The 22,920-nt window shown below is 58.3% G+C and carries 21 protein-coding genes; 8 read left to right on the top strand and 13 right to left on the bottom strand.

Annotated elements, in window-relative coordinates; all coding sequences use genetic code 11:
• Window positions 1–23 precede the first annotated feature (23 nt).
• Complete coding sequence (locus DX909_RS27690) at window positions 24–3,071, bottom strand: sensor histidine kinase (RefSeq protein WP_164851434.1); 3,048 nt, start codon at window positions 3,069–3,071, stop codon at window positions 24–26.
• Between the two features lie 251 nt (window positions 3,072–3,322).
• On the opposite strand from DX909_RS27690, the gene DX909_RS27695 reads away from it, so the two are divergent.
• A complete protein-coding gene (locus tag DX909_RS27695; RefSeq protein WP_128548505.1) occupies window positions 3,323–4,204 on the top strand; it encodes a hypothetical protein in 882 nt (293 codons plus the stop codon).
• Between the two features lie 7 nt (window positions 4,205–4,211).
• On the opposite strand, the gene DX909_RS27700 is transcribed toward DX909_RS27695, so the two are convergent.
• Together DX909_RS27700 and DX909_RS27705 are read right to left on the bottom strand one after the other, a co-directional pair.
• On the bottom strand, window positions 4,212–4,625 hold the full coding sequence (locus DX909_RS27700) for a hypothetical protein (protein WP_128548506.1): 414 nt from the start codon (window positions 4,623–4,625) through the stop codon (window positions 4,212–4,214).
• Window positions 4,626–4,648: 23 nt separating this feature from the next.
• Window positions 4,649–5,683: an App1 family protein phosphatidate phosphatase gene (locus tag DX909_RS27705; protein WP_229311231.1), complete on the bottom strand. Its 1,035-nt coding sequence runs from the start codon at window positions 5,681–5,683 to the stop codon at window positions 4,649–4,651.
• A gap of 91 nt (window positions 5,684–5,774) precedes the next feature.
• On the opposite strand from DX909_RS27705, the gene DX909_RS27710 reads away from it, so the two are divergent.
• The 4 genes from DX909_RS27710 to DX909_RS27725 all read left to right on the top strand — a co-directional run bounded on the left by DX909_RS27710 (window position 5,775) and on the right by DX909_RS27725 (window position 8,282).
• A complete protein-coding gene (locus tag DX909_RS27710) occupies window positions 5,775–6,665 on the top strand; it encodes a diacylglycerol/lipid kinase family protein (protein ID WP_128548507.1) in 891 nt (296 codons plus the stop codon).
• Between the two features lie 47 nt (window positions 6,666–6,712).
• The gene (locus DX909_RS27715; protein ID WP_164851435.1) at window positions 6,713–7,150 is read left to right on the top strand and encodes a RusA family crossover junction endodeoxyribonuclease; all 438 of its coding nucleotides are present in this window, start codon (window positions 6,713–6,715) and stop codon (window positions 7,148–7,150) included.
• Window positions 7,147–7,776 carry a hypothetical protein gene (locus DX909_RS27720; RefSeq protein ID WP_128548509.1) on the top strand — a complete coding sequence of 210 codons (630 nt, stop codon included), beginning with the start codon at window positions 7,147–7,149 and terminating at the stop codon, window positions 7,774–7,776. The genes DX909_RS27715 and DX909_RS27720 overlap by 4 nt, the downstream gene beginning before the upstream one ends.
• 143 nt (window positions 7,777–7,919) lie before the next feature.
• Entirely contained in the window at window positions 7,920–8,282 is a 363-nt protein-coding gene (locus tag DX909_RS27725; protein WP_128548510.1) for a hypothetical protein, read from the top strand.
• A gap of 2 nt (window positions 8,283–8,284) precedes the next feature.
• Here the strand turns inward: DX909_RS27725 and DX909_RS27730 are convergent, their stop codons facing one another.
• From DX909_RS27730 to DX909_RS27760, 7 genes are all read right to left on the bottom strand, one after another.
• A complete protein-coding gene (locus DX909_RS27730; RefSeq protein WP_128548511.1) occupies window positions 8,285–8,953 on the bottom strand; it encodes an SGNH/GDSL hydrolase family protein in 669 nt (222 codons plus the stop codon).
• 48 nt (window positions 8,954–9,001) lie between these two features.
• Complete coding sequence (locus DX909_RS27735; RefSeq protein WP_128548512.1) at window positions 9,002–10,111, bottom strand: D-TA family PLP-dependent enzyme; 1,110 nt, start codon at window positions 10,109–10,111, stop codon at window positions 9,002–9,004.
• Entirely contained in the window at window positions 10,108–10,569 is a 462-nt protein-coding gene (locus DX909_RS27740) for a RidA family protein (RefSeq protein WP_128548513.1), read from the bottom strand. Before DX909_RS27740 ends, DX909_RS27735 begins: the two co-directional genes overlap by 4 nt.
• Window positions 10,570–10,589: 20 nt before the next feature.
• Complete coding sequence (locus DX909_RS27745) at window positions 10,590–11,906, bottom strand: gluconate:H+ symporter (RefSeq protein ID WP_128548514.1); 1,317 nt, start codon at window positions 11,904–11,906, stop codon at window positions 10,590–10,592.
• A gap of 79 nt (window positions 11,907–11,985) precedes the next feature.
• Entirely contained in the window at window positions 11,986–13,266 is a 1,281-nt protein-coding gene (locus tag DX909_RS27750; protein ID WP_128548515.1) for an McrC family protein, read from the bottom strand.
• 41 nt (window positions 13,267–13,307) lie between these two features.
• Complete coding sequence (locus DX909_RS27755; RefSeq protein ID WP_164851436.1) at window positions 13,308–14,126, bottom strand: META domain-containing protein; 819 nt, start codon at window positions 14,124–14,126, stop codon at window positions 13,308–13,310.
• A gap of 64 nt (window positions 14,127–14,190) precedes the next feature.
• Window positions 14,191–15,279 carry a Gfo/Idh/MocA family protein gene (locus tag DX909_RS27760; RefSeq protein WP_128548517.1) on the bottom strand — a complete coding sequence of 363 codons (1,089 nt, stop codon included), beginning with the start codon at window positions 15,277–15,279 and terminating at the stop codon, window positions 14,191–14,193.
• A 64-nt stretch (window positions 15,280–15,343) separates the two neighbouring features.
• Here DX909_RS27760 and DX909_RS27765 point away from each other — a divergent pair, with 64 nt between their 5' ends.
• Window positions 15,344–15,772 (top strand): hypothetical protein, encoded by a 429-nt coding sequence (locus tag DX909_RS27765; protein WP_128548518.1) that lies wholly within the window; start codon window positions 15,344–15,346, stop codon window positions 15,770–15,772.
• Here DX909_RS27765 and DX909_RS27770 read toward each other — a convergent pair.
• Together DX909_RS27770 and DX909_RS27775 are read right to left on the bottom strand one after the other, a co-directional pair.
• Entirely contained in the window at window positions 15,761–16,792 is a 1,032-nt protein-coding gene (locus DX909_RS27770) for a galactitol-1-phosphate 5-dehydrogenase (protein WP_128548519.1), read from the bottom strand. The two genes, DX909_RS27765 and DX909_RS27770, sit on opposite strands and share 12 nt — an antisense overlap.
• Window positions 16,793–16,823: 31 nt before the next feature.
• Entirely contained in the window at window positions 16,824–18,422 is a 1,599-nt protein-coding gene (locus tag DX909_RS27775) for an McrB family protein (RefSeq protein WP_128548520.1), read from the bottom strand.
• 93 nt (window positions 18,423–18,515) lie between these two features.
• Here DX909_RS27775 and DX909_RS27780 point away from each other — a divergent pair, with 93 nt between their 5' ends.
• Window positions 18,516–19,397, top strand: a complete 882-nt coding sequence (locus DX909_RS27780) for a hypothetical protein (protein WP_128548521.1) — start codon at window positions 18,516–18,518, stop codon at window positions 19,395–19,397.
• 189 nt (window positions 19,398–19,586) lie between these two features.
• On the opposite strand, the gene DX909_RS27785 is transcribed toward DX909_RS27780, so the two are convergent.
• A complete protein-coding gene (locus DX909_RS27785; RefSeq protein ID WP_128548522.1) occupies window positions 19,587–22,565 on the bottom strand; it encodes an FAD-binding and (Fe-S)-binding domain-containing protein in 2,979 nt (992 codons plus the stop codon).
• A 163-nt stretch (window positions 22,566–22,728) separates the two neighbouring features.
• Between DX909_RS27785 and DX909_RS27790 the strand changes: the two genes are divergently transcribed.
• Entirely contained in the window at window positions 22,729–22,914 is a 186-nt protein-coding gene (locus DX909_RS27790) for a hypothetical protein (RefSeq protein WP_128548523.1), read from the top strand.
• The last annotated feature ends 6 nt before the right edge of the window (window positions 22,915–22,920 follow it).

Genomic DNA, 22,920 nt, shown 5'->3' on the forward strand with positions numbered 1-22,920 from the left:
AGTAAGCCGGCGGGCCGCAGCGTTCAGGTAATTCGGGTGGTCAGTTCAATCCGCGTTCCCCGGCCGGGGGCTGATACCACGGCCAGTTCTCCCCGGATTTCCTTCGCGCGTTTTTTCAGATTGGGCAGGCCGTTCCCCGACCGGACGGTGGCCGGATCGAAACCGCTGCCGTTGTCCTGAATCCTCATCGACAGCCGGCGGCCGTCCAGGACCAGATGAACTTCGATGGCCGTACAGCCGGCGTATTTGACCGCATTGTTGATGCTTTCCTTAAAGATGAGGTACAGGTTCCGGCGCTGCTCCACGTCCAGGCGCGTCGACAGAAACTGGTCCGACACCTGCATCCGGAAGTCGATGCCTTTGGCTTCGGCCAGTTTCAGCCCGAACTCCCGCATCCGGGTGACGACATCCTCCAGGCTGTCGTAACGGGTCTGGATAGTCCAGATAATATCCTGCATCGATTCGGAAAGCGTGGTGGCGCTGGTGCTGATCCGCTCCAGAATCGGCACGGCTTCGGGCCGCACCGGGCCGATCTGCTGCTGCACCACGTCGCTGAAAATCCGGATGCTGCTGAGCGTGGAGCCCATATCGTCGTGGAGGTCGGTGGCGATCCGGTTGCGGATGGCTTCCAGCCGCCGGCGCTGCCGTTCCCGGTATTGATAAATTCCAAACCCGGCCGCAGCCACCAGCAGCCCCCCGGCCAGACGAAACCACCAGGTTTTCCAGTAGGGCGGCACTACTCGAAACGCCAGGGCCGTTCCCTCCTCGTTCCAGACTCCGTCGTTGTTGGCGGCTTTCACCCGGAACGTATACCTGCCCGGTTCCAGGTTGGTGTAGGTCGCCGTCGGGTTGTCGGTGAAAATCCAGCCGGTGTCGAAGCCTTCCAGGCGATAGGCGTACCGGTTTTTCTCCGGCTGGCTGTAGTTCAGGGCCAGAAACTGTATCTGAAAGGTGTTCTGATCCGGCTCGATCCGGACCTCCCCGCCCGGCAGCGGCTTTTGTTCCTCCCCGCCGATCCGGACTTCCGGAATCACTACGGGCGGGGGAACGGCGTTACGTCGGAGCCGCTCCGGACGGAAGGCGTTGAAGGCTCCCGAAAATCCAAGAAAAACTTCCCCGCTGCGGTCCATGCAGACCCGGTTGTTGGTCCGGTCGGCGAAGAGGCCCTCGGTTTTGCGGTAATACCGGAACCGGCCCGTCTGCGGGTTCAGTTCGTGCAGCCAGCGGTCGGTGGAAAGCCAGAGCGTCCCGGTCCGGTCTTCGCCGATGCCCGCGATGTGGTCGGCCTGCAACCCGTTTTCGAGGGTATACACCCGGCGAACGTTCCCGTCGAGGTCGGCCTGCGCCAGAAATCCGATGCCGGATACCCATAGGCGGTTTTTGGAATCGATTCGAAAGGTACTCTGAATCCGGTCGGTCGGCTGCACCCGCGGGTCGGACGATCGCAGGGATACGGCTTCGGTCCGGTCGGAATGCCGGTCGATCCGGAACAATCCGTCGGAAGTCAGCACCCAGGTCCGCCCCAGACCGTCCTGATCGAGCTTATTGACCCGGGCCGGGCTTTCCGGCCGCCCGGCCGCCTTCAAAGGCCAGGAACGGACCATCCGGTTTTCCGGGTCGATAAGAAATAACCCGCTGGACGGCGTGCCGGCCCAGATCAGTCCGTCGCGGTCCGGAAAAAGGACCGTACAGTTGGGAGCCTTATCGAGGGCCAGTCCGGGGAACCGGCGCCAGCGAACCCAGCGGTTCTGCTGGGGGTCGTACTCGTCCAGGCCGCCGGTCAGGCCGATCCAGAGATGGCCGCGCCGGTCCTGAGCAAGGTCATGGACATCCCAGTTGCTCAGCCCCCTGCGGTGGTCGATGAGCGTAAACGTGTCCGAAGGGCGGTGCCACCGGAACAGGCCCGCCCCCCAGACGCCGATCCAGTACAGGGATGAATCGCTCCGGTCCTGAAGCACTGTTCCTACCTGATTATAAGGATTGGCCTCCCTGGGAATCGGCAGCCATTTCCGGGTGAATTTCACCGCATACGGATCGACTTTCTGAAGCCCGCGCTCGGTCCCGATCCAGACCAGGCCGGTCTGGGGATCTTTATAGAACGAATCGGCCACTCCTCCGTTATGACTGAAGGCATCCCGGAAGTCAGGCCGGAAATAGTGGTACCAGCGCCGTTCGGGAGAAAAGGCAAACAGGCCGTTGGGGCCGCCCCCCGCCCAGAAAAACCGGGTTCCGTCGGGCATCCGGTCTTCCAGCAGACTCATCACAACACTGGAGCCGTCGGGCAGGTCGATGAGGCTCCCGCTGCGTTCGTCAAACTGCATGAGCCCCTTTCCGAAGGTGGGGAACAGGATACGGCCCTGACGATCCTCATAGATCGAGGTAATGGGCGTGCCGGAGTGCCGGCCGTCGCGGCCGCCCAGATAGGAATAACGTCCGGAAGGCGGATCGAACTGGTAGGCCGCCCCGCCGTGCAGCACCCAGAACCGCCCCTTCCGGTCGATATAGGGCACGCTGAAAAACGAAGGGGAGACGGCCGGGACCGGAAAGGCCGTCAGCTTCCGGGTACGGAGGTCGATCCGGTAGAGATTCCGGACGGCGGCAAACCAGCCGAACCCCTTCGGGTCGGTGACGAGGATGGAGACGAAGTCGTTGTCGGCTTCGCGGTCATGCTGGGTCGGCAGCGGAATCGGCTCGAACCGTTCCGTCAGCGGGTCCAGCCGGCATAGGCCGCGGTGCGTCGACACCCAGATCGAGCCGTCGGGGGCCAGGGTCAGGCCGGTGATGTAATTTCCCGGCAGTCCGTCCGGGCGCCCCGTTCTCCGAAACACCCTGAACCGCAGCCCGTCGAAGCGGTTGAGGCCGTTTTTGGTCCCGAACCACATAAAGCCCTGCCGGTCTTTCAGGATGGTGGTGATTTCGTCGTTGGAAAGCCCCTGATCGGTGGTATAGTGCTGAAAGGAGAAGTCGGCCGTCTGGGCGAAACCCCGGCCGGGCATCCCCAGCCCGACGACCAGAACCAGCCGTCGCAGCCAGGCGGCCCCTACTCCGGATTGAAAGCAGCATCTACCCATACCCAAAGATACGATCCTTCCGGCCGCCGTCCCAATCCGGGAGGATCGCATGAAGATGCGACTTCATGGGGTCAGGTCAGACCGCTTCATGACCCGATCCCCGGCGTGTATTGCCGGATAGTAAAAACTTTCAGGGAAGAACCCGTTTCCTTCCATTCAATCCCCTATTTTAACTTTAACAATTTGATTAACAGGCAAAAAACAAGTCTTATAATCTTCCTCCAGGTTCTTTTTTTAACCACATTGACCCGATGAATCTGATCCGAACCCTCCGCACCCTGACGGGCCGATGGAATTTACCCGAAAATTCGCCCCTGACGGAAACAGAAAAATTCAAGCAGGAGCAGCGAACGCGCCTGAATAATTATCAGATCGGCGGAAAAGATAGTTATGGAAACACCATTTCCACCGTATACGGCCGGGGAAATGAATATGTCATTTATGGCATTGAAGCCAAAAACATCGTGGATTCAGTCAGAATCTGGGTCGATCCTGAAACGGAAGAGGATAAAAACGGAGTTCAGAAAAAATTCGACGCGGTCCGGATCCAATATACGCATGTCAAGGGACTGCTTTTCAAAACCGGCGGTGATCCCTCCTATAAAACCCGGATCGCCCACATTCTGGCTCATGCGCTGACCGTCGACCCCGACGAATCCAATGCCATGTTTGGGAAACTGGCGGATGAAATCAACGAGAACTACCAGGACCTTTTCAATAACCGGATTCGCTATCTGCTCTCTTCTCTCGCCTTTACGCTTTTAAACTGCGCCGTTGCCGTTCTGGTTTTCCGATACCCGCTGTTGCTTCCATCACAGGAACTGCATAATCTGGTCTACGTGGCGGCCGGCGGCAGCCTGGGCGGCTTCATTTCCATCTCGCGACGGCTGAATCAAACCACCTTCGAGAAGGGGGTCAATAAATATCTGTATATTGTTTATGGAATCGAACGGATTATCATTGCCGTTTTCGGTGCCACCATCATCTACTTTGCCATTCGGACAAACCTGCTGTTCGGAATTGCCAACAAGGCTGAAAATCCGCAGTTCGCCTACCTGATCTTCGCCATCGTCGCCGGATTCAGCGAAACGCTGGTTCCGAACCTCCTGATCAAACTGGAATCGGACAAATAAGGTGCCGTCATTCACCGCGGACATAAACCACATCTTCCGGCAGGCAGTAGGGCGGGCACGTTCTACCGTTCGCTAAAATCAGGCTTTGACCGAGCTGGTCTTTCAGGCCGGCATTGGAGGTTCCGATAATCGCTCTTCCCTCCGGATCGATTCCCATGACCACCAGCTTCATTTTACCGTCCGTCCCTTTCCCAAAACAGAAACTTACGGCATCGGCATGCTGCAGAATCTGCAACAGCATTTCTTTCCCAAACAGCTCCGACCATACGGTATCCTCCTGAGGCTCTCCTTTCTTCTGTTGATCGTCCTGATAACAATGGATGTAGGTTTGGGCTTCCTGAAGACTAATGAACTGACCGACCTGGGAAAAGCTAAACTTATTTTTATTTTCCATAGCCATCTGATTTTTAGCTTTTTCCATAAAAGTAAAAAATCAGAGCCAGATTACACACTGGCCAGACCGATGGATTCGGAATGGCGGATGGCTTCGGAACTGTGTTTAAAATAACAGCACGGCACACCGGCAGCCTCGATCTTCCGGACGCATTCCATCGTGCGGGCCTCGTTCTCCTGGTGGACCCGGCGCAGGTACACGCAGCGAATCTGTTTCGGGAAGTGAGAAACGAGCGAAGCGTAGATGTTGGGGTCTTCCTGCGTATCGTCGCCCAGAAGGATAAACTGCATGTCGGGAAAAGCCTCCAGCACCCGCACGATCCGGGTGAACTTGGTTTTATGCTTGTTCTGCCCGGTTTTGAACACTTCGCTGAGGCTTTTCAGCTGGCTGAGCAGGAATATCCCGTCCGGGATGCCGTTCCTTTTGCAGAACGTCTTGATGTATTCGTAGAGATTCCACTCGCTGCTGGACACGTAAAAGAACGGGTTGGGCGTCCGTTCGTCGGTACCGGCGCGGGCCAGAAGCTGGTAGTGACGGGCGACATCCTCGAAGGGGTCCCGGCTGTGGGCGTTTTCGGTCAGCAGCACGTACAGGCGTTTCCGCAGGTTGGCCGAGTGGGAAATCAGGAACGTATCGTCGATGTCGGAGATGCAGCCGTACTGAGTCCGGTTGGGGAGATAAAATTCACCCTCCCCGGTGGCAATGGGTTGTTCTGCCCCCCGGTTGCCGGTAACCAGATCGATCCGGACGGGATGCCAGCCCGGCGAAAGCGTCGTTTCGGGCGTCCACTCCAGCCGAAAAAAACCATCTTTTTCGGTCACGAACCGAACGTCCTCCGCCATTCCCCGGACGCGGACGGTAGCTCCCCCGACGGGCTGCATCATGAACAGCCGCAGCAGCGAAAACGTGTTGACCAGTAAATTCTGGCGGTAGCGTTTCCGGGGTAACGGACTCAGGTCCAGCACATGGCCGAAGATCACGGCCTTTCCCTGATGCACATAGCCGCGATATACCTTCACTACGGGCCGGCTGGTCAGGCGCATCCAGCCTAATATTTTCTGTTTAAAGCTCTCCTTTCGCTTCATTCTTCGTTAATTGGCGATTTAGTTCCGAGAACCGTTTTTTTGTAGGTTCCCCTTCCATGCTTTCCTTGCAAACCGGTACCGGTAAAAAAACATGACTCAGGAGAAAAAGTTACGATTTCTGTTTGCCATCAATCCGGTTTCGGGCGGAAAAGACAAATCGGACTGGGACGCGGGCATCCGGGAGTACTTCCGGGAAGCCCCTCACACGATGGAAATCCTGAATCTGAACGGAGAGACCGACGAACAAACGCTGCCCGATCGCATTGCCGCCTACCGGCCCGACCGGCTCGTTGCCGTAGGGGGCGACGGCACCATCAAATTCGTAGGGGAGTTCGCTCTGGAAAGAAACCTCCCGCTCGGTATCCTTCCGGCGGGGTCGGCCAATGGCCTGGCCAGTGAACTGGGGTTGCCGATGACCGTCCGGGAAAGTATCGAGATTGCCGTCAACGGCATCGAAACCCCGATCGACCTCATCCGCATCAACGACCACGATCTGTGCCTGCACATGAGCGACATCGGCATGAACGCCCAGCTCGTCAAGTATTTTCAGGACAACAACCTCCGCGGTAAACTGGGCTACGCCCGGGGGGCGTTTCGGGTGCTGATGCGGAGCAAACTGATGCAGATCGAGATCGACACGGGGGAGGAAACCGTCCAGCGGGCGGCTTTCATGGTGGTGCTGGCAAACGCCCGTCAGTACGGCACGGGGGCCGTCATCAACCCGGAGGGCGACGTTTCGGACGGCCGGTTCGAGGTGGTCGTGCTGCGGAAGCTTTCCTTCTTCGAAATCCTGAAAATGTTCTACCGCTTCCGCCCGTTCGACCCCTCCCACATCGAAATCTTCCAGGCCACCGAAGTCCGGCTGACGACCCGACGGAAAGCCTACTTCCAGGTCGACGGCGAATACCGGGGCAAAGTCCGGCAGATCCGCGCCGAGATCCTGCCGGGCCGGCTGCGGGTCATGCTGGCAAAACCGGCGTAATCTCCAAAAAGAGTATCTTGCCGATCAGTTTAATCACCCACCACATCGTGTATAGTTTCATTTTGCCCAGAAAACCAAAATCTTATAATACGTTAAACACCACTAAAAGACGGGATTACACCCAAGCCCTGCAAAATGCATTAACTCGGTATCACGGAACAATAAATCCATTGAAAGGAAACCTTTATGGCCTGGTATATCATTTCTTCCATAAAGACTCGGGCTTGGATGCAGACAACTTAAGTAAACCGGTCTGGGATTGTTTAAAGAGCATCTTATTTGATGATGATAAACAAATAAAATGGCGGACTGCGGGTAGCTTTTACTTACAGAGCCACGACATTACTCTTATCGACTTTTCAGGAATCCCATCACTGATCATTACGGACTTACTGGAAGCGATTGAAACGGAAGACCATATTTTATACGTCGAATGTGGGAGATTTGACATTTCTATGGTCAAAATAAACCTTGAGGTCTTATGAAAATCAAGCAACGACACTTGCAAAAGTATATGCATGACATTGCGGTCGAACAGTTAGCTGCGGATTATTCCGAAAAAGGCTATAAGGTCTCTAAAGAGGAACCGATTGGACAGTTTCGTGTAGACCTGGTAGCCCGTAAGGGCAATGAAACCATCCTGATCGAAGTGAAAGCCGGAAGTTTAACGCCTGAAAAAAAGAGCGAAATTCAGGCGATCGGAGATTTTGTAAAAAATAATAATAACTACCGATTTTTGATTGCAATTGCTACTCCCCCTAAGGAAAAGAAAATTGAAATAGAGAATCTGGACCGCCTATTATTCCTTTACATCAGTGAACACGTTCCCGAAGATTTATCCAGGCTTACCCACTTTGTTTCCATTCAAAATGTAATGGAAGTCGATCCAGACGAAATTATTACGACAGGTTCGCAAAAATTCAGAGTCGTGGGAGATGGAATCGTTACCGTTAATCTCAGGAATGAATCAGGTGAAGCACTAAAGCATAATAGTCTGATTGAGGAAAGCTTCCCTTTTACTTTTGAGGTCATTCTGACAAATGCCGGTAACGAAGGATTTATCCTTTCACAGGCCATCCAACTAACCGTGGATGTTTCATCAGTAGAGTAAACGGTTTGGAAGTGCTAACGACAGCGGACTGTCCGTTTTTTCTTCTTATTCCTCAAAAAGCACCCATTGCCGATTCCCGTTCGCCTTTTGGGTGGATGCGGTTTACCTTTATGGCCGTATTCACATTCGAACCAATCCACAACATGGCGAACGAAAAAACCACCATCGACGAATGGGCCGTCAAGGACCTGGAAGACGGCTCTTCCCTCCGGATCACCGTTCTGGGCTGCACCGAACTGGGCAACGAGGGCCAGCCGGGCATCCAGGTGTATTATATGGGTAACATCATCAACTACGAACCGCTCATCGTCGAACGCTGGGCCTACCAGGCGTCCAAAACCGGCCAGTCGGAGTACCTGCTGGAGAATTACTCGTGGCTGGCGCATGAGGACCAGTATATCAAAAATTCGCTGATCCTCGGTTCACCGCTCAAAGCCCGGGTCGAGGTGAAAACCCGGAGCTCGAAGCCGGTGGTGAAGGAATACGAACTGCCGTTCGAGGTCTGAGGCTATTTGGCCGCCACCATCAGCTGGTACATCTGATCGGCAACGAGCTGATTTCCGGCATCGTTCAGGTGAACCCGGTCGGTGGTCAGAATGCCCTTTTCGGCGTTGTTCGGGTTGTTTTTCAGGTTATAGTCCAGAAACGCCTTCCGCAGGTCGCACAGGGGCAGGTTGTTGCGGGCGGCCAGCTGCCGGATAAGCGTCGAATACTGATTCAGGTCGCCGTCCTGGTCGTTGGAGAAGTCGGTTTTCTCGCCGATCACGGCCGGAGTGCAGAGAATGACCCGGCTGCCGGCGGCCTGAAGCTTTTTGATGATCGCTTCGTAGAACTTCACGAACTTGTCGGGGTCGGTGCCGGTACCGGAGGAGCGTTTGTGCCAGACGTCGTTCACACCGATGTAGATGAAGGTGAGGTTCGGCTGTTTGGCCAGCACGTCCTCCTCCATCCGCAGAAACAGGTCGTAAACCTTGTTACCGCTGATCCCGGCCCCGATCAGCTCATAATTGGCCGCCAGATTCTGTTTGGCGAGCATCTCGTTCAGCCGGGAGATGTAACCGCCGGGTTTGACCGCGGCCTGGGTGATGGAGTCTCCGAAAAAGACCACCCGGGTTGGTTTCGACGGCGTTAGGGCCATCCACATGATGGTCAGGAGAAGAATGGGAAACGTACGCATTGGAATGTTAAGATTAAGAGTTCAGGCGCCCTGAAAAGGGTGAATGGATCAATAGGTCAATCTTCGTTTGCGGGCATCGACCGTCCACCGGCCGACCACCTCCCCGCCCTGCACCACCTGAGCTTCGTCGTGAAGGGCCACCGTCGGGCAGATGTGGAACGGAACGCCGTAGAACGCATCCCCCACCGCAATCATATCCCAGTCGGATACCTTCAGCACCAGGTGCTCCTCGCTCTGGCCGATGACCTCATAGCCTTCCAGATTCAGGAATTTTACCCGGCGGTCCAGCGGATTTTCGGCGGCAACGGCTTTGTGGCCGAGGTCGGTGGTGACGATGCCGGGGGCGGGTTTGGAAACGACCCGGGTCAGCAGCAGGGCCGCCCATTCGAACGGCTGCTCGGGCAGCAGGGCGTCGTAGCCCCAGTCCCACAGCAGGCAGGTTCCCGGACTGCACCAGACGCCGGGCCGGTGGGCGTGGACCGAAAAAGTCGGCGTTCCGCCCACGATGAGCACCGGACGAACGCCCGCTTCGGCCTCCAGCCGGTCGGCGAGGTCTTCCAGCGGCTTCAGAGCCGCATCGGCTTTGGCCTGGCGGAGTGCCAGGTCGGTATCGCGGAGATGGCCGTCGTAGGCGTGAAAACCGCGGAGGTCGAACCGGCCGTCCTCCTTCAATTCCCGGTACAGAGCTTCCAGTCCGGCATCGACCGGGTGTCCGGTGCGGTGCATACCGACGTCGACGTCGAGGTAGATCACCGGTTTGTGGGTGGTCGCGGCAAACACCTGGCCGAGTTCTTCGGCGGACGCCGGATTATCGACCAGCGTGGCCCATTCGACCCAGGTGTAGGCCTGCACCAGTTCGCAGAACCGGCGGAGCTTGGGGCCGGTGAGCTGGTAGGCCAGCAGCACGTGACGGGCGCCGGTATCGGCCAGCATCTCGGCTTCGGCAATAGTGGCACACTTGAATTTGTCGATCCCGGCGTCCACCTGCCTCTTCACTACCTCGGCCATCTTATGGGTCTTGACGTGGGGAATCAGCTTTTCCGCATCGCCGTCGACCATCGCCAGCATCGTCTGAATGTTGCCGGCGATGCGCTCCGGATAGAGCAGCAGGGCCGGCGAATCGACCTGATTCAGGTTCTCGATCAAATATTCGTTCATGCCAGTTCAAAAACCGCTTCGATCTCCACCGGAATGTTCTCCGGCAACGAACCCATCCCCACCGCCGAGCGGACACCGACTCCCTTATCTTCCCCCCAGACTCCCACGAACAGTTCGCTGCATCCGTTGATGACGTACGGGTGGCGTTCGAAATCCGGGGTGGCATTGACCATGCCGAGCACCTTGATGACGCGCCCGATCCGGTCGAGACTGCCCAGATTGGCTTTCAGAGTCGAAAGAATGGTTAAACCGACCTGCCGGGCGGCCAGTTTGGCCTCGTCGGCGTCCATGCCGTCACCGACTTTGCCGATGATCCGGCTGCCGTCGTTCTGCACCGGGCCGTGGCCGGAAACATACACCAGGCGGTCGACGATCAGGAAGGGTTTGTAGACGCCCATCGGTTTCGGCGCGGGTGGAAGCGTTAGGTTGAGTTGCTCGAATTGTTCGTCAGCGGTCATAAAAAATGAAAACAGGTTGATTAAACCACCAAATTTAAAGCCAATACCCCAAACAGCCCGATAATCGACACAATAGTTTCCATTACGGTCCAGGTTTGCAGGGTTTGTTTGATGGAGAGGTTGAAGTATTCCTTGAACAGCCAGAAACCGCCGTCGTTCAGGTGCGACATCATCAGACTGCCCGAGCCGATGGCCAGCACCATCAGTTCAGGTTTGACGGTCTGCTGCTGAATCAGCGGGAGAATGATGCCCACCGTCGTCAGGCCGGCCACCGTGGCGGAGCCGACGCAGACCCGGATGACGGCCGCGATGCTCCAGCCCAGCAGCAGGGGCGAAATAGCGACCCCCTGGAGCATATCGCCGATGTACCGGCTCGTGCCGCTGTCGATGAACACCTGCTTGAGCGCCCCGGCCCCGGCGATCACCAGCAGCACCGGCGATGCGGCTTTGATGGCTTCCTCCAGATCTTTCATCACCGCCTTGACCGGCTGCCCGCGTTTGATGCCCAGCCAGTAAACGGCCACCAGCACCGACAGCAGCATCCCGAAATACGGCTCCGCCAGCAGCGTCACCAGCTTGTGGCCAAACGAGCCGGCCGGAAAAACGCTTTTCAGCGGGCCGGTCATCGTCAGCAGCAGAACCGGCAGCAGCGCCACCAGAAAGCTGATGCCGACGCCCGGCAGGTCATGGTCCGGCACTTCCCGGATGTTGAAAATTTCCTTTTCCGGTTTGATCTTAAATTTCGTCAGGGTTTTTCCGAAGATCGGCCCGGCGATGATGATGGCGGGAATGGCGACGATGATGCCGTAAATCAGCGTGCGGCCCAGATCGGCGTGCAGCTGGCCGGCAATGGCCGCCGGGGAAGGGTGCGGGGGCAGATACCCGTGCGCCACCGACAGCGCCGACAGCATCGGAATGGCGACGGTCATCAGCGGCAGGCCCGACGAAGCCGCAATAGTGAAAATAAGCGGGACGACGATGATGAAACCGGCATTGTAGAAGAGCGGTATCCCGATGATGAACCCGGCCAGGGCCAGCCCCCACCGGATATTTTTGATCCCGAAAATATTGATCAGGACATTGGTGATGCGCCGGGCGGCCCCGCTTTCGGCCACCAGCCGGCCGAGCATGGCTCCGAAACCGATGATCAGCACGAGGTCGCCGAGGGTGCCCCCGATGCCGGTCTGAATCGATTTGCCGACGGCCGTTACGTCCATGCCCGACGCCAGCCCGATGCCGAGCGAAACCAGAACGAACGAGATGAACGTGTCTAAGTGAAGGAAGGCGATCAGGAATATCAACGCCAGAATTCCCAGGAAAGTAAGTACAAGAGGCATCGGGAGGAAAGGTTTAGTGCCGCAGATTACGCAGATTTTCTCATATTTTCTACATCCGGGCCTAATCTGAACCCATCCCCTACCCTGTGGACATGATTTTCAGGACTTCTTCCTCCATCGGGCGGGTGAGGTCGAAGGGCACCACCCGCAACTGCATGGTCGGATCGTAACCGAAACCGTTTAGGGGGGACCGGAAGGATTCGCCGGCCGGGTAGATCAGCACCAGCTCGGAAGCCCCGTATTTCTTGCCGTACGCGTAAAGCTGGTAAAGATCGGCCTGGTCGAGGCCGTAGTTCCCGGTCGGGTTGGTGGGTTCAATGCGTTTCCATTTGGTATCAAGCACCGTCACCAGGCCGTTTCGCCGGATCACGATGTCGGGGCGGAGCCGGAATTTCTGAACCCCGCTGTGGTCATCGACCAGATGCCGCGACGACTCCTGAATCGACACCTCACCCTCCCCCGCATACCGCCGGAAGCCGGCCGCGACGTAATCCTCGAAGAGCCGGTCCATCGGAAAAAGCAGCGTCAGGCACTGGTTTTCACCTCCCGAAATACCAAACGCCCTTCCGCCCAGCAGGGCTTCGGCCCAGCGCAGGGCCGGCTCATACCGACTGAAAAGCCGGTTTTGCGTCCGGGCGGCCTGGAGGTCTTTCTGAACCTGTGACGAAGGAGGCAGATCGTCCAGAACGAAAAGGAGCTGCCGGATGCGGCTCTGGTTGGTGCGGTCGACGGAGCGCCCGGCCACGAACCGCAGGGCCGATTTCAGCAGCCGGTTCTGCGGCAGATCGGTCGTCTGTTCGTCGTAGGTGACGGAGAAACGGTCGGCTTCATACGCGGCCCGGCGAAGCTGATCGGCCAGGTTCAGTTTTCCCCGGAGAAACGGTTGCGTACCCGATTCGGATACGTAGGATGTCCGAAGGCCCTGTGCCAGCAGAGTGCTTACTTCATCCAGAAACAAAGCGACGAACACCTCCCAGAGCGGCAGCCGCTCGGAACGAAACCCGGCGAAACCGGCCCGGCAGAACGGACTTCCCCGCAGATGTTGCAGCATTTTCAGCAGGATTGCCCGGCTTTGCACCGCTCCGTTTTCTCCGGCTGCGGTAATTTTGGGAAGGATCTCGATCCGGCTTCCGTCCCTCGTCTCCAGCAGCCCTACATAATTCTTCAGGCGGATGCATTCCCGGCCTTTTTGCCAGAAAAACGTCATGACCGACTCGGTCTCGCTTTCGGTTATGAAGGATTTCAGGGCGTCGAAGGTGTCTGCGGGTACAACAATCCCGTTCAGGCCGTCGGGCGGGTCTGAGCCATCGCCGGCCCTGCGGATCAGGCCGTTTTCAAGGACGGAATACGTTTCCGGCAAGAGCTAAAAATTGATCAGGTGAACGGTAACGGCTCCGGCCGTCAGGGGGAAGCCCGCTGCGCCGTGCCGGTTTCTTTCGGCCCCTGTTTTCGGAACGACATGACGTACTGCCCGTCGGAGAGCAGCGTCAGCCGGTTGTTGCTGATCCGGTACAGGCTGGCGCTCTGGAGCGCCGACAAAAAGCCGCTTTCAAAGTTATACGGACAACCCCGGCGGGTCAGCGTGGCGGGTTCCAGTTGAATCCGGTCCCCTTCGGCCCGCATTTTACCCTCCATCGTATTGCAGCCGGTGAATCCCTGCAGCACCTTTTCCCGGGTGTTCAGGATCAGAAACGGCATCTGACGGTTGACGAACTGGGCGGAATGTAACCGCTGCCCCCGGTAGGATTCCAGCACCCAGGTGCTGTTCAGCCGGGATACTCCGTTCAGAAAAGAGCCGCAGCCGGAATACCGGCGGCCGTTGGCTTCCACGTTCACCGAATAGGCGAAGGCCTCTCCGGTTTTCGTTTCCCGGCAGGCCACCGGGTTGATGGTTACCCGCAGGCGGCTCCCCTGCGCCTTGGTGTCGAAGATGATACCGCCCGCCCGGGCATCCCGCTGCGGCTTCGGAACCGGAACCGACACGACCGCCCCGTTCTGGCCCTGGAAGCGAATGGTTTTGGTGAAGTCGATGTCCAGCACCCAACCGGGGTCTGCGCCCTGCGCGGTGAAGTCGAAGCCCTGTTTTCGTTTTCGGTCCCACCCCGACGTTTCAATCGGCCCGTCGTCTTTTTTGGGAGTACGACTGGGCGATGAGCGCCGGCAGCTTTCCGTAGAAAACGTCAATACCAGCAGGAAAACGGCGATCCAGATGTTTTTCATAGTCCATCGGGTAATCATTGCAATAACGACTTTCGATGGAATAAGTTATGGACCGCACGCTCGGTTATCCCGTAATTTTCACCACGGCCCGGGTGCGGGTTGATTCATAAATGGCCTGGAACAGCTCGACCACGCGCCGGCCGTCCTCTCCCGTGACCAGCGGCCGTCGTCCTTCCCGAATGGCCTCGCAGAAGTCGGTCAGCTGCTGAACGAAGAAGTAGGTGAACGAGTCGATGGAATGGAAAAAGTCGGAATCCTCCTTCTGCCAGTCGCCGAGCCGTTCGGCTTCACCCGGCACGGTCCAGATGTCGTTGACGGGCGGTTCGAGGATAGAGGTCATCCCGGCGATGAACATGGCCCCGCCGTCGGTCTGCACCCCTACGGACGCTCCGTTCTGCCCGTGGACATGAATTTTACCGTAAATACCGGGTTTCTGGGAGTTGCTGAAGGTGATGGAACCGACGCCCCCGTTTTTGAACCGGACCACGGCCACGGCCGTATCGTCCACTTCGATATAGGGGTGATTCACGTTGGCCCAGATGCCGTACACCTCCTCGGCCTCGCCCATGTACCAGAGCAGCAGGTCGAGCTGGTGGGGTGCCTGATTGACCAGAAGCCCTCCGCCCTCCCCCTGCCAGGTACCCCGCCAGGGGTCACTGCTGTAGTAGGCTTCATCCCGCCAGCTATACAGCTGGGCCGTGCCGAGCACAGGCTGCCCGATCTTTCCTTCGTCGATGGTCTGCCGCATCCGGCGGCAGGGCGCGTAAAACCGGCGCTGGCTCACCACCCCCAGTTCCCGCCCGACCCGCCGGGCGGTTTCGATCATGGCGTCGCAGTCTTCCAGCGACACGGCCAGCGGCTTGTCCACCAGCACGTGGGCACCGGCTTCGAGGGCGGCAATGGTCACCTCCCGGTGAACCGGATGCGGAGTGCAGACGATGCAGATGTCGACGTTTTCCCGATCCACCATGTCGTAAATGTCGGAGTAGGCAGCGATGCCGTACTCGTTCGCGAAGGCTTCGGCTTTGGTGTGGTTGCGGCCGTAAACGGCAACCAGTCGGGCGTCGGGGGTTTGAAGGGCGGCTTTGGCGTGCAGGTGGGCCACCTTGCCGGGGCCGATCAGGGCAATGTTAAGCGGTTTGGATGTGTTCACTATTGATGGAAAATTACAACCATTGGAATGCTAAAAGAGTCATACCGACAAAAACCATTCGGGTATGAAATACAGCGTTTTTCTCCTGCTGGGTCTGCTGATCGCCGTCTCCTGTAAAAAAGCCGACCGGAACGTTGCCCCGGACGACCTCCTGTACCGGACCTGGAAACAGGTCGGGGTAAAATTCGATAAGGAGGCCTGGAAACCGGTGACCGGCTCCCCCGTCCTCGAATTCCGAACGGACGGCGGCATTGTCCACTACAGCCCCAAAGCCGCCTGCTGCGCGCCGACGCAGGTCGAACGACGCGGTTCGGTGCTGAAGGTGACCGGTACTTATGCCGGAGCAGGCTGCGAATACGTCGACTGCATCGGTCCCTCCGACATCCGGATCGTTTCTCTGACGCAAAATCAGCTGGTGCTGGAATATATGTACGGAGCCATCGGGGCAATGTCGGCAAGATTCGAGCCGGTACCCGGACTGTCAGGGCTTTAACACGACCTTGATTAGCCCTTTCTCCTTGTCATACAGCCGTTTGAACCAGTCGGCGCCTTCTTCGAGCGGCACTTCCGCGCTGAGAATGGCCTCCACGTCGATCCGGCCGGAGGAAATCATCGCCAGAGCGGCTTCGTACTCGCCGTTGATGGCACACGACCCCTGAAGCCGGAGCTGGCTCGTCACCACTTTCTGGATCGGAATTTCGACGGTCGGGGTCAGGTTTCCGACCAGCGTCACCGTCCCCCCTTTCCGGACACTGTCGATGGCCGTCCGGACGGTGGGTCCGATGCCCACGACCTCAAAGGCCACATCCGCCCCTCGGCCGCTGGTCAGGGCCTTTATTTCGGCCGGAATATCCTCCCGGTCGACGTTCAGGACCCGATCGGCGCCCAGTTTCCGGGCCAGGGCCAGCCGGTCGTCGTCGAGGTCGACGGCGATGATCTGCCCGCAACCGGCCACTTTCAGAGCCTGGATGATGAACAGACCGATCATGCCGGCCCCTACCACCACGGCCGAATCGTTCACCTGCATGGGCGTCAGGCTCAGCGCGTGCAGGGCCACGGCCACCGGTTCCACCAGGGCCGCCTGCGTAAAGCCGACATTATCGGGAATGGCGTACAGGATATGCTGCGGCACCACTACAAACTCGGCAAACGCACCCTGCCGGCGAAAATCCGGCGTCGAAACGCCCAGCACCTCGCGTCCGTCGCTCAGGTTGTACATTCCCCGGCGGCTGTACCAGTCGTCGAGTGCATATACCGTCGAATCGAAGGTTACCCGGTCACCCACCTGCCAGTGTTTCACTCCGGCGCCGGTTTCGACGATGATTCCGGAGGCTTCGTGGCCCATTACGACGGGCGGAATCCGGCGGCCGCTGCTGCCGTCCATGCCGTGGACGTCGCTGCCGCAGATGCCGACGGCCTGCACCTTCACCAGCACGTCGGTCGGGCCGGGCGCGGGGCGGGGAATATCCTGCAATTCAAAATGATTGTACTCAGTCAGCACGAGCGCTTTCATACAATAAGACAGAAGTTAAAACGGGGCCTTCTCAGGCCGACGGTTTTTGGTAGATACAAATAAACGCTTCTTTCGGCACTTGATCGTAAGCCCGGGCCAGAAGATTGGGATTAATTTCGTAGGTGGTAGCGTCGTCGGTCCCGGACGGCTCTTCGCCGAACAGTTCTCTGGTTAAAGAAAGGGAATACTGCTTTTTTACCCGGATCAGTTTCTGATCGGGCGCTTTTCCCCAGGCCGCGTTGTCGGCCAGCACCAGCTGGATCTTTCGCCAGTCGTTGTAGAAATACTCCTGAAGCAGGGGAATGATGCGGTCCAGGAAGGCGTCGCACAGGGCTTCGTGCGACGCGACGCCCATCAGGTAGGCATGACCGATCTGATGATCCCGGTCGTACAGGTATTCGATGCGTTCGTTCAGGATGTGCAACAGGGCGCCGAGATCGACTCCGTCGACGGTCGGTAGCAAAGCCGGGTTCGGCAGTACTTCCCGGAAATGAAACCGACGGCGCAGGGCCACGTCGAGCAGGGCAATCGACCGGTCGGCGGTATTCATCGTTCCGATTACATACAGATTCGGCGGCACTCCGAACCGCTCCTGAGAGTAGGGCAGCGTCAGCCATAGTTCATCCCGCGCGCCGAGCCGTTTTTCCGGTTCGAGGAGCGTGATGAGCTCCCCGAAGACTTTGGAGAGATTGGCCCGGTTGGTCTCGTCGATCACCAGCAGAAACGCTTCGGCCGCGGCCAGGCGTTCCCGGCGGGAATCCGGCCGGTCATCGAGGCAGTCGGCCAGGGTCGCATACCCGGCTTTCTGAACGGCCGCCACGCAGGCCCGGTAGAACAGGCCTTTAGCGATGCGGTAACTGACCTGCCCGCCGATGGTCTCGGGCCGGATGCCCTCGATGAACTCTTCGTAGCCCAGTGAGGGGTGAAACGTCAGCCATTCCGTATCGAACAGGCGGCTCAGCCGCAGGGCCTCGTAGGATTTTCCCGTACCGGGCGGGCCGTACAGGATCAGGTTGAGCGGAATGTCGGGACGGAGCGGTTCGGGTCGGCGGTAGTCGGCCGGCGGTTCTTCGAGCTGCGTCATCGGGTCGCCGGTTTCGCCGGCGTCGGGCCGGACGAGGGCGGTCATCAGTTCCTCCCGCAGAGCCTCGTCGTCCGCTGCCTGATAAATATAAGGGTTATGCCGGATTTTATGGGGGCCGCGCTTGGATGTGACCAGCATTTCCATCAGGCAGTCCTCCCAGCACTGGCGCAGGATCGGGTGGTTCAGCAGATGGGCCGTCGACAGCCCGACAACGATGGAAACATAGTCGGATTTTTCCGACAGCGGCACCACATCCACTTCGGCCAGCGATTCGATGCGTTCCTGACATCCTTTTTTTACCGTCAGCCAGAACTCGGCTTCGCCGTGTCGGGGGCGGTACAGCCGCAGGCCGAGAAAAAAATTGATGTGGGCGGAGATGGACTTCCGGTCCGGGTCCACGACAAAGGCAAGGCGGACGTCACCGTTCGGAAGGTTCACGATATCAATCAGTTCTTTCAGCAGGCCGAGGTATTTCCGGACGGCTTCCGGCTGGTTGATCGAGCGAAGCTTATCGAGGAGTTGCTTTCGTTGGGGTGGCTGGGTCATGGTGTCGATGGAGAGCCCGCGAATCGAAGCTACGACATTTTGCCAAATAGTTTGTACTTTGGTAATCCGATTGCCCTCTATGCTGTCTTATTTATGAAGAATTGGTTCGGCTGCGGATGGCTGTCCATCCTGATGTTGGCCTGCACGCTCGATGACCCGACGCCCCACGACCGGGTCTGTCTGGTAACGGACATCGTCCGCTACCGGCAGGACAGCGCCTTGCCGAAGGAAAGCAGCCGCCAGTCGATCCGCTATCAGGGCGGGCTTCTTTCCGGCTACCAGGAGTCGAATGCCAAACGAAATGTTCTCTTTACCCTGAGTTACGAGGGCGGCATGGTGTCCCGCGCCCGGTCGGCCGACGGTTCGCAGGTGCTGGCGTTGAAATACGACAAAAACGACCGCATCGAAAAGGCATCCTTTCTTATCAACGACCAGGAGCAATCGATATTCTCTCTGTATTACAACGACAACAACGACCGGCGTGCCCGGCTGATCCGGCTGGTCGAATCCCGGGTGACGCTGCCGGGGAACAGCTTCATTTCCAGCCGCACCTTCCAGTTCGAACACGGTACCATCGGCAATAATACCCAGGACGTGGTGGCCCAGACGCTGCAGATCGGTTTCCGGGACGGCACCCGTTCGCAGGAGCGGCTTACCTTTCAGCAGGACCCCAACCGCCATTCGGCCTTTTACGACACCAGCCAGCCTATCGTTCTGGTCCTGCTGGCCCTGACCAACCCTACCGAGATGCTGCCGGCCCGTTTCCTGCAACGCTTCGGCTCTCAGTCGATGCTCCGCCGGGTTCTGGACATCGACGGCTCGACGCTCCTCAATGAATCCAGCACCTTCACCACGGAGGTCGACGGTAATTTCAACCCCACGCAAACGACCGAACTATCCCGCACTTATGCCCCGAACGAGTCCGGAGTCGCCAGAACCTACGGCCACACGTTTCAGTATGATTGCCGGGAGTGACGGGTTAGAGGGATTGTCGTCCCGGGGCTTTTTGTCATCCCGACGCAGGAGGGATCTTATAGCTTAATTACCCATTTCTTTGGGCGCTTAGCCACCAGATCTCTCCTGCGTCGGGATGACAAAAAGCCGCTGGTTGGCAAAGCCAATACCCAACCTCCCTAACCCCTCAACCCCCAAACGCTTAAACTCCTATCTCAACGCGTCGAACAGAATTTCGGCGGGGTGTTGGGCGTGGCGGCCGGTGCCGTCCTTGATCTGGTGGCGGCAGCTGGTGCCGGGGGCGGCTATGATGACGTCTTCCGGCAGACGGCGAACCGTCGGGAACAGCACCAGTTCCCCGATGTTCATGGAGACCTCATAATGCTCAGCTTCATAACCGAACGAGCCGGCCATGCCGCAACACCCGGAAGGAATCAACTGAACGGTATAATTCCGGGGCAGCGACAGCATCTTTTTGGTCGGCACGAGGGAGGAAATGGCCTTCTGGTGGCAGTGGCCGTGGAGTTTGATCAGCCGGGTTTCGGTGGTGAAGGCCTCCGGCGAGATGCGCCCGCCGTCGATCTCCCGGGCGATGAACTCATCGATCAGCAGGGCATTTTTCCCAAGATGCTGCGCATCGGCCTTCAAACCGGCGGGAACCAGATCGGGGTATTCGTCGCGGAAACCCAGAATGGCCGAGGGTTCGATACCGAGCAGCGGGGTTTCCTCACGGATCAGGGCTTTCAGGCTGCGGACATTTTCTGCCGCAATCTTCTGTGCGTCACGAACCAATCCTTTCGAAAGATACGTCCGACCGCTCTCCTGATGGTCCGGAATGACCACTTCGTATCCGAGCCGCCAGAGCAGCTGAACGGTTTTCTGTCCGACTTCCACGTCGTTGTAGTTCGTAAATTCGTCGCAGAACAGGTACACCCGGCGCGGCTCAGAACCGGACGGTATCTTCCCGGATTGCCTCCGTTGGTCCGATGCCTTTCTGAACCACGACCGCAGCGTCGTTGCGCCGAGTCCGGGCATGGTGCGCTCCGGGTGGAAACCGACCATCCGGTTGGCGATCCGCCGGAGGGCGGGCGTATCGAAAACCGCGTTGTAAGCCCAGGGTGCGATACTGGCGAGGCTCATCAGCCGGGTGAAATTGCCGACCAGCCGGGAGCGCAGGGGCGTCCCGTTGGCGTCGTAATAGTGCTGCAGGAATTCGGCTTTCATCCGGCTGATGTCCACGCTCGACGGACATTCGGCCTTGCAGCCCTTGCAGGAGAGGCAGAGGTCCATCACCTCCTTGATTTCCTCGTGGTTGAAGGAAGCCGGTCGGTCGGCGGTGCCGGTCAGGAAGTGGCGCAGGATGTTGGCCCGGGCGCGGGTGGTGTCCCGTTCGCGCCGGGTCGCCATGTAGCTGGGGCACATCGTCCCGCCCGATAGCTGCGTTTTCCGGCAGTCGCCCGAGCCGCTGCATTTTTCGGCCAGGTGCAGAATGCCTTCATTGGCCGAAAAATCGAATAGGGTATTCAACTCCTGCGGATTCTGCTCCGGCGCATACCGCAGAAACTCGTTCATCGGGGGCGTATCGACGATCTTGCCGGGATTGAAAACGCGGTTCGGGTCCCAGGCCTGTTTGACATCCTGCACCAGCCGGAAATTCGCTTCCCCGAGCATAAACGGGATAAACTCGCCCCGCAGGCGGCCGTCGCCGTGTTCGCCGGAGAGAGAGCCGCCGTATTTTTTCACTAAAGCGGCCGTGTCGGCCAGCAGGGCACGGAATTTTTTCCGCCCCTCCCCGGACTTCAGGTTGATCAGCGGCAGCACGTGCAGTTCCCCGGCCCCGGCATGCGCCGAATATTCGAGCGTCAGGCCGTGTTTTTCGGCGGCCATGCGGTCCAGTTCGTCGATATAATCGGGCAGGTCATGAACGTCCACGGCGCAGTCTTCGATGACGTTGGCCGGCTGGTCGTCGCCCGGTACGTTATACATGATGCTCAACCCGGCTTTCCGGAGGTCCCAGGCTTTTTTGGCTTCCGGCCCGAACAATACCGGGAAGGCGTAACCGAGGTCTTTCGCCTTCAGATCGGCAATCAGGGCCCCGGCTTTGGCGGTGACCTCCTCCACGGTGTCGGCAAAGAATTCGACCATCAGGACGGCTTTCGGGTCACCGTCGACAAAATCCCGGTTTTTGGCCTGTTCGATGTTTCCCTTCGTCAGTTGCAGAATGTAATCGTCGACCAGTTCGGAGGCCGAGCAGCGGTGCTCCAGGGCCAGGAGGTTGGCTTCCAGCGACTGACGGATGGTCAGGAAGTGGGCGCAGACCAGCGCGTTGTGTTTCGGGGGTAGGGGCAGCAGGTTCAGTTTGGCTTCGGTCACGAAGCAGAGGGTTCCTTCCGAACCGGCCAGAAGTCGGCAGAAGTTGAAACGGCCGTCCGGCGAGGTAAAAAACGGCAGCAGTTCATCCAGTGCATAGCCGGTATTGCGCCGGGTAATCGAAGGTTTGGGGAAACCTTCCACGATGCTTTTCTGATGGGCCGGATGGGTCAGCAGGTCCCGGATGTGCCGGTAAACCGTTTGTTCCAGCGGGCTGACGACGTTTTCACCCCGGCATTTGGCCTCGAATTCCGCCCGGTTCAGTTCCCGGAAGGTCACCTCGGCGCCGTCGCTCAGAATCGCTTTGACTTCCAGGAGGTGGTGGCGCGTGCTGCCCCAGACGATGGAATGCAGGCCGCAGGAGTTATTCCCGATCATGCCTCCGATCATGGCCCGGCTGGCCGTGGACGTTTCCGGCCCGAACATCAGTCCGTGTGGCTTCAGGGCTGCGTTCAGGTCGTCGCGGATGACCCCCGGCTGAACCCGAACCCACCGCTCGGCCGCATTGATTTCCAGAATGTCGGTAAAATAACCCGAACTGTCGGCGACGATGCCGCTGCCCACCACCTGCCCGGCCAGAGACGTTCCGGCCGCCCGCGGAATCAGGGAGGTATGGTGCTGGCGGGCAAAGCGCACGAGCCGTTTGATGTCCTCCACGGTTTTCGGAATCGCCACCGCCACCGGCAGTTCCTGATACACCGACGCATCGGTGGCGTATAACAGTCGCTGGGCCTGATGCTGCGGAGATTCATCAAAATACAGTTCTCCGTCGAACGATTGCGCCAGCGAGGAAAACGTGGGAGTAGGAATACGAAACATACCGGTCGGATGCCGGCGAAAACCGGCGGAAATACGGACGAAATTACCGAAAATTCCGGAGAACCGGGAAATCGTCTTTTATCCCGGAAAATAGATTCGGCGCGGGGCCGCAGACAAAACCGGCCGGATGCAGTTTAATGGGTAAATTCATCAAACTATAACTATGAACGTCAAGCGTGTATTCGGAATCCTGCTTACTCTTGCCGGACTGATCGGTCTGATCTACGGCGCGATGGACCTGACAAGCGGGGGCGTGGCCCGTGCCTCGATCGTCTATCTGGTTTTAGGGGGAATCTTCTTTTTCTCCGGTATCGGCCTGATCCGGGGAACAAAAGACGTTGCAGAATAGATAGGG

Origin of the sequence: Larkinella soli (assembly GCF_003703975.1) — a bacterium.
GTDB lineage: Bacteria > Bacteroidota > Bacteroidia > Cytophagales > Spirosomataceae > Larkinella > Larkinella soli.

Excerpts from the sequence above, each read along its gene's own strand:
- DX909_RS27720 (WP_128548509.1), top strand. The coding sequence starts at position 7,147 with ATGAAAATCAAGCAACGACACTTGCAAAAGTATATGCATGACATTGCG.
- DX909_RS27740 (WP_128548513.1), bottom strand. The coding sequence starts at position 10,569 with ATGACCGCTGACGAACAATTCGAGCAACTCAACCTAACGCTTCCACCC.
- DX909_RS27790 (WP_128548523.1), top strand. The coding sequence starts at position 22,729 with ATGAACGTCAAGCGTGTATTCGGAATCCTGCTTACTCTTGCCGGACTG.
- DX909_RS27705 (WP_229311231.1), bottom strand. The coding sequence starts at position 5,683 with ATGAAGCGAAAGGAGAGCTTTAAACAGAAAATATTAGGCTGGATGCGC.
- DX909_RS27785 (WP_128548522.1), bottom strand. The coding sequence starts at position 22,565 with ATGTTTCGTATTCCTACTCCCACGTTTTCCTCGCTGGCGCAATCGTTC.
- DX909_RS27725 (WP_128548510.1), top strand. The coding sequence starts at position 7,920 with ATGGCGAACGAAAAAACCACCATCGACGAATGGGCCGTCAAGGACCTG.
- DX909_RS27695 (WP_128548505.1), top strand. The coding sequence starts at position 3,323 with ATGAATCTGATCCGAACCCTCCGCACCCTGACGGGCCGATGGAATTTA.
- DX909_RS27770 (WP_128548519.1), bottom strand. The coding sequence starts at position 16,792 with ATGAAAGCGCTCGTGCTGACTGAGTACAATCATTTTGAATTGCAGGAT.
- DX909_RS27690 (WP_164851434.1), bottom strand. The coding sequence starts at position 3,071 with ATGGGTAGATGCTGCTTTCAATCCGGAGTAGGGGCCGCCTGGCTGCGA.
- DX909_RS27710 (WP_128548507.1), top strand. The coding sequence starts at position 5,775 with ATGACTCAGGAGAAAAAGTTACGATTTCTGTTTGCCATCAATCCGGTT.
- DX909_RS27765 (WP_128548518.1), top strand. The coding sequence starts at position 15,344 with ATGAAATACAGCGTTTTTCTCCTGCTGGGTCTGCTGATCGCCGTCTCC.
- DX909_RS27745 (WP_128548514.1), bottom strand. The coding sequence starts at position 11,906 with ATGCCTCTTGTACTTACTTTCCTGGGAATTCTGGCGTTGATATTCCTG.
- DX909_RS27775 (WP_128548520.1), bottom strand. The coding sequence starts at position 18,422 with ATGACCCAGCCACCCCAACGAAAGCAACTCCTCGATAAGCTTCGCTCG.
- DX909_RS27730 (WP_128548511.1), bottom strand. The coding sequence starts at position 8,953 with ATGCGTACGTTTCCCATTCTTCTCCTGACCATCATGTGGATGGCCCTA.
- DX909_RS27755 (WP_164851436.1), bottom strand. The coding sequence starts at position 14,126 with ATGAAAAACATCTGGATCGCCGTTTTCCTGCTGGTATTGACGTTTTCT.
- DX909_RS27735 (WP_128548512.1), bottom strand. The coding sequence starts at position 10,111 with ATGAACGAATATTTGATCGAGAACCTGAATCAGGTCGATTCGCCGGCC.
- DX909_RS27700 (WP_128548506.1), bottom strand. The coding sequence starts at position 4,625 with ATGGAAAAAGCTAAAAATCAGATGGCTATGGAAAATAAAAATAAGTTT.
- DX909_RS27780 (WP_128548521.1), top strand. The coding sequence starts at position 18,516 with ATGAAGAATTGGTTCGGCTGCGGATGGCTGTCCATCCTGATGTTGGCC.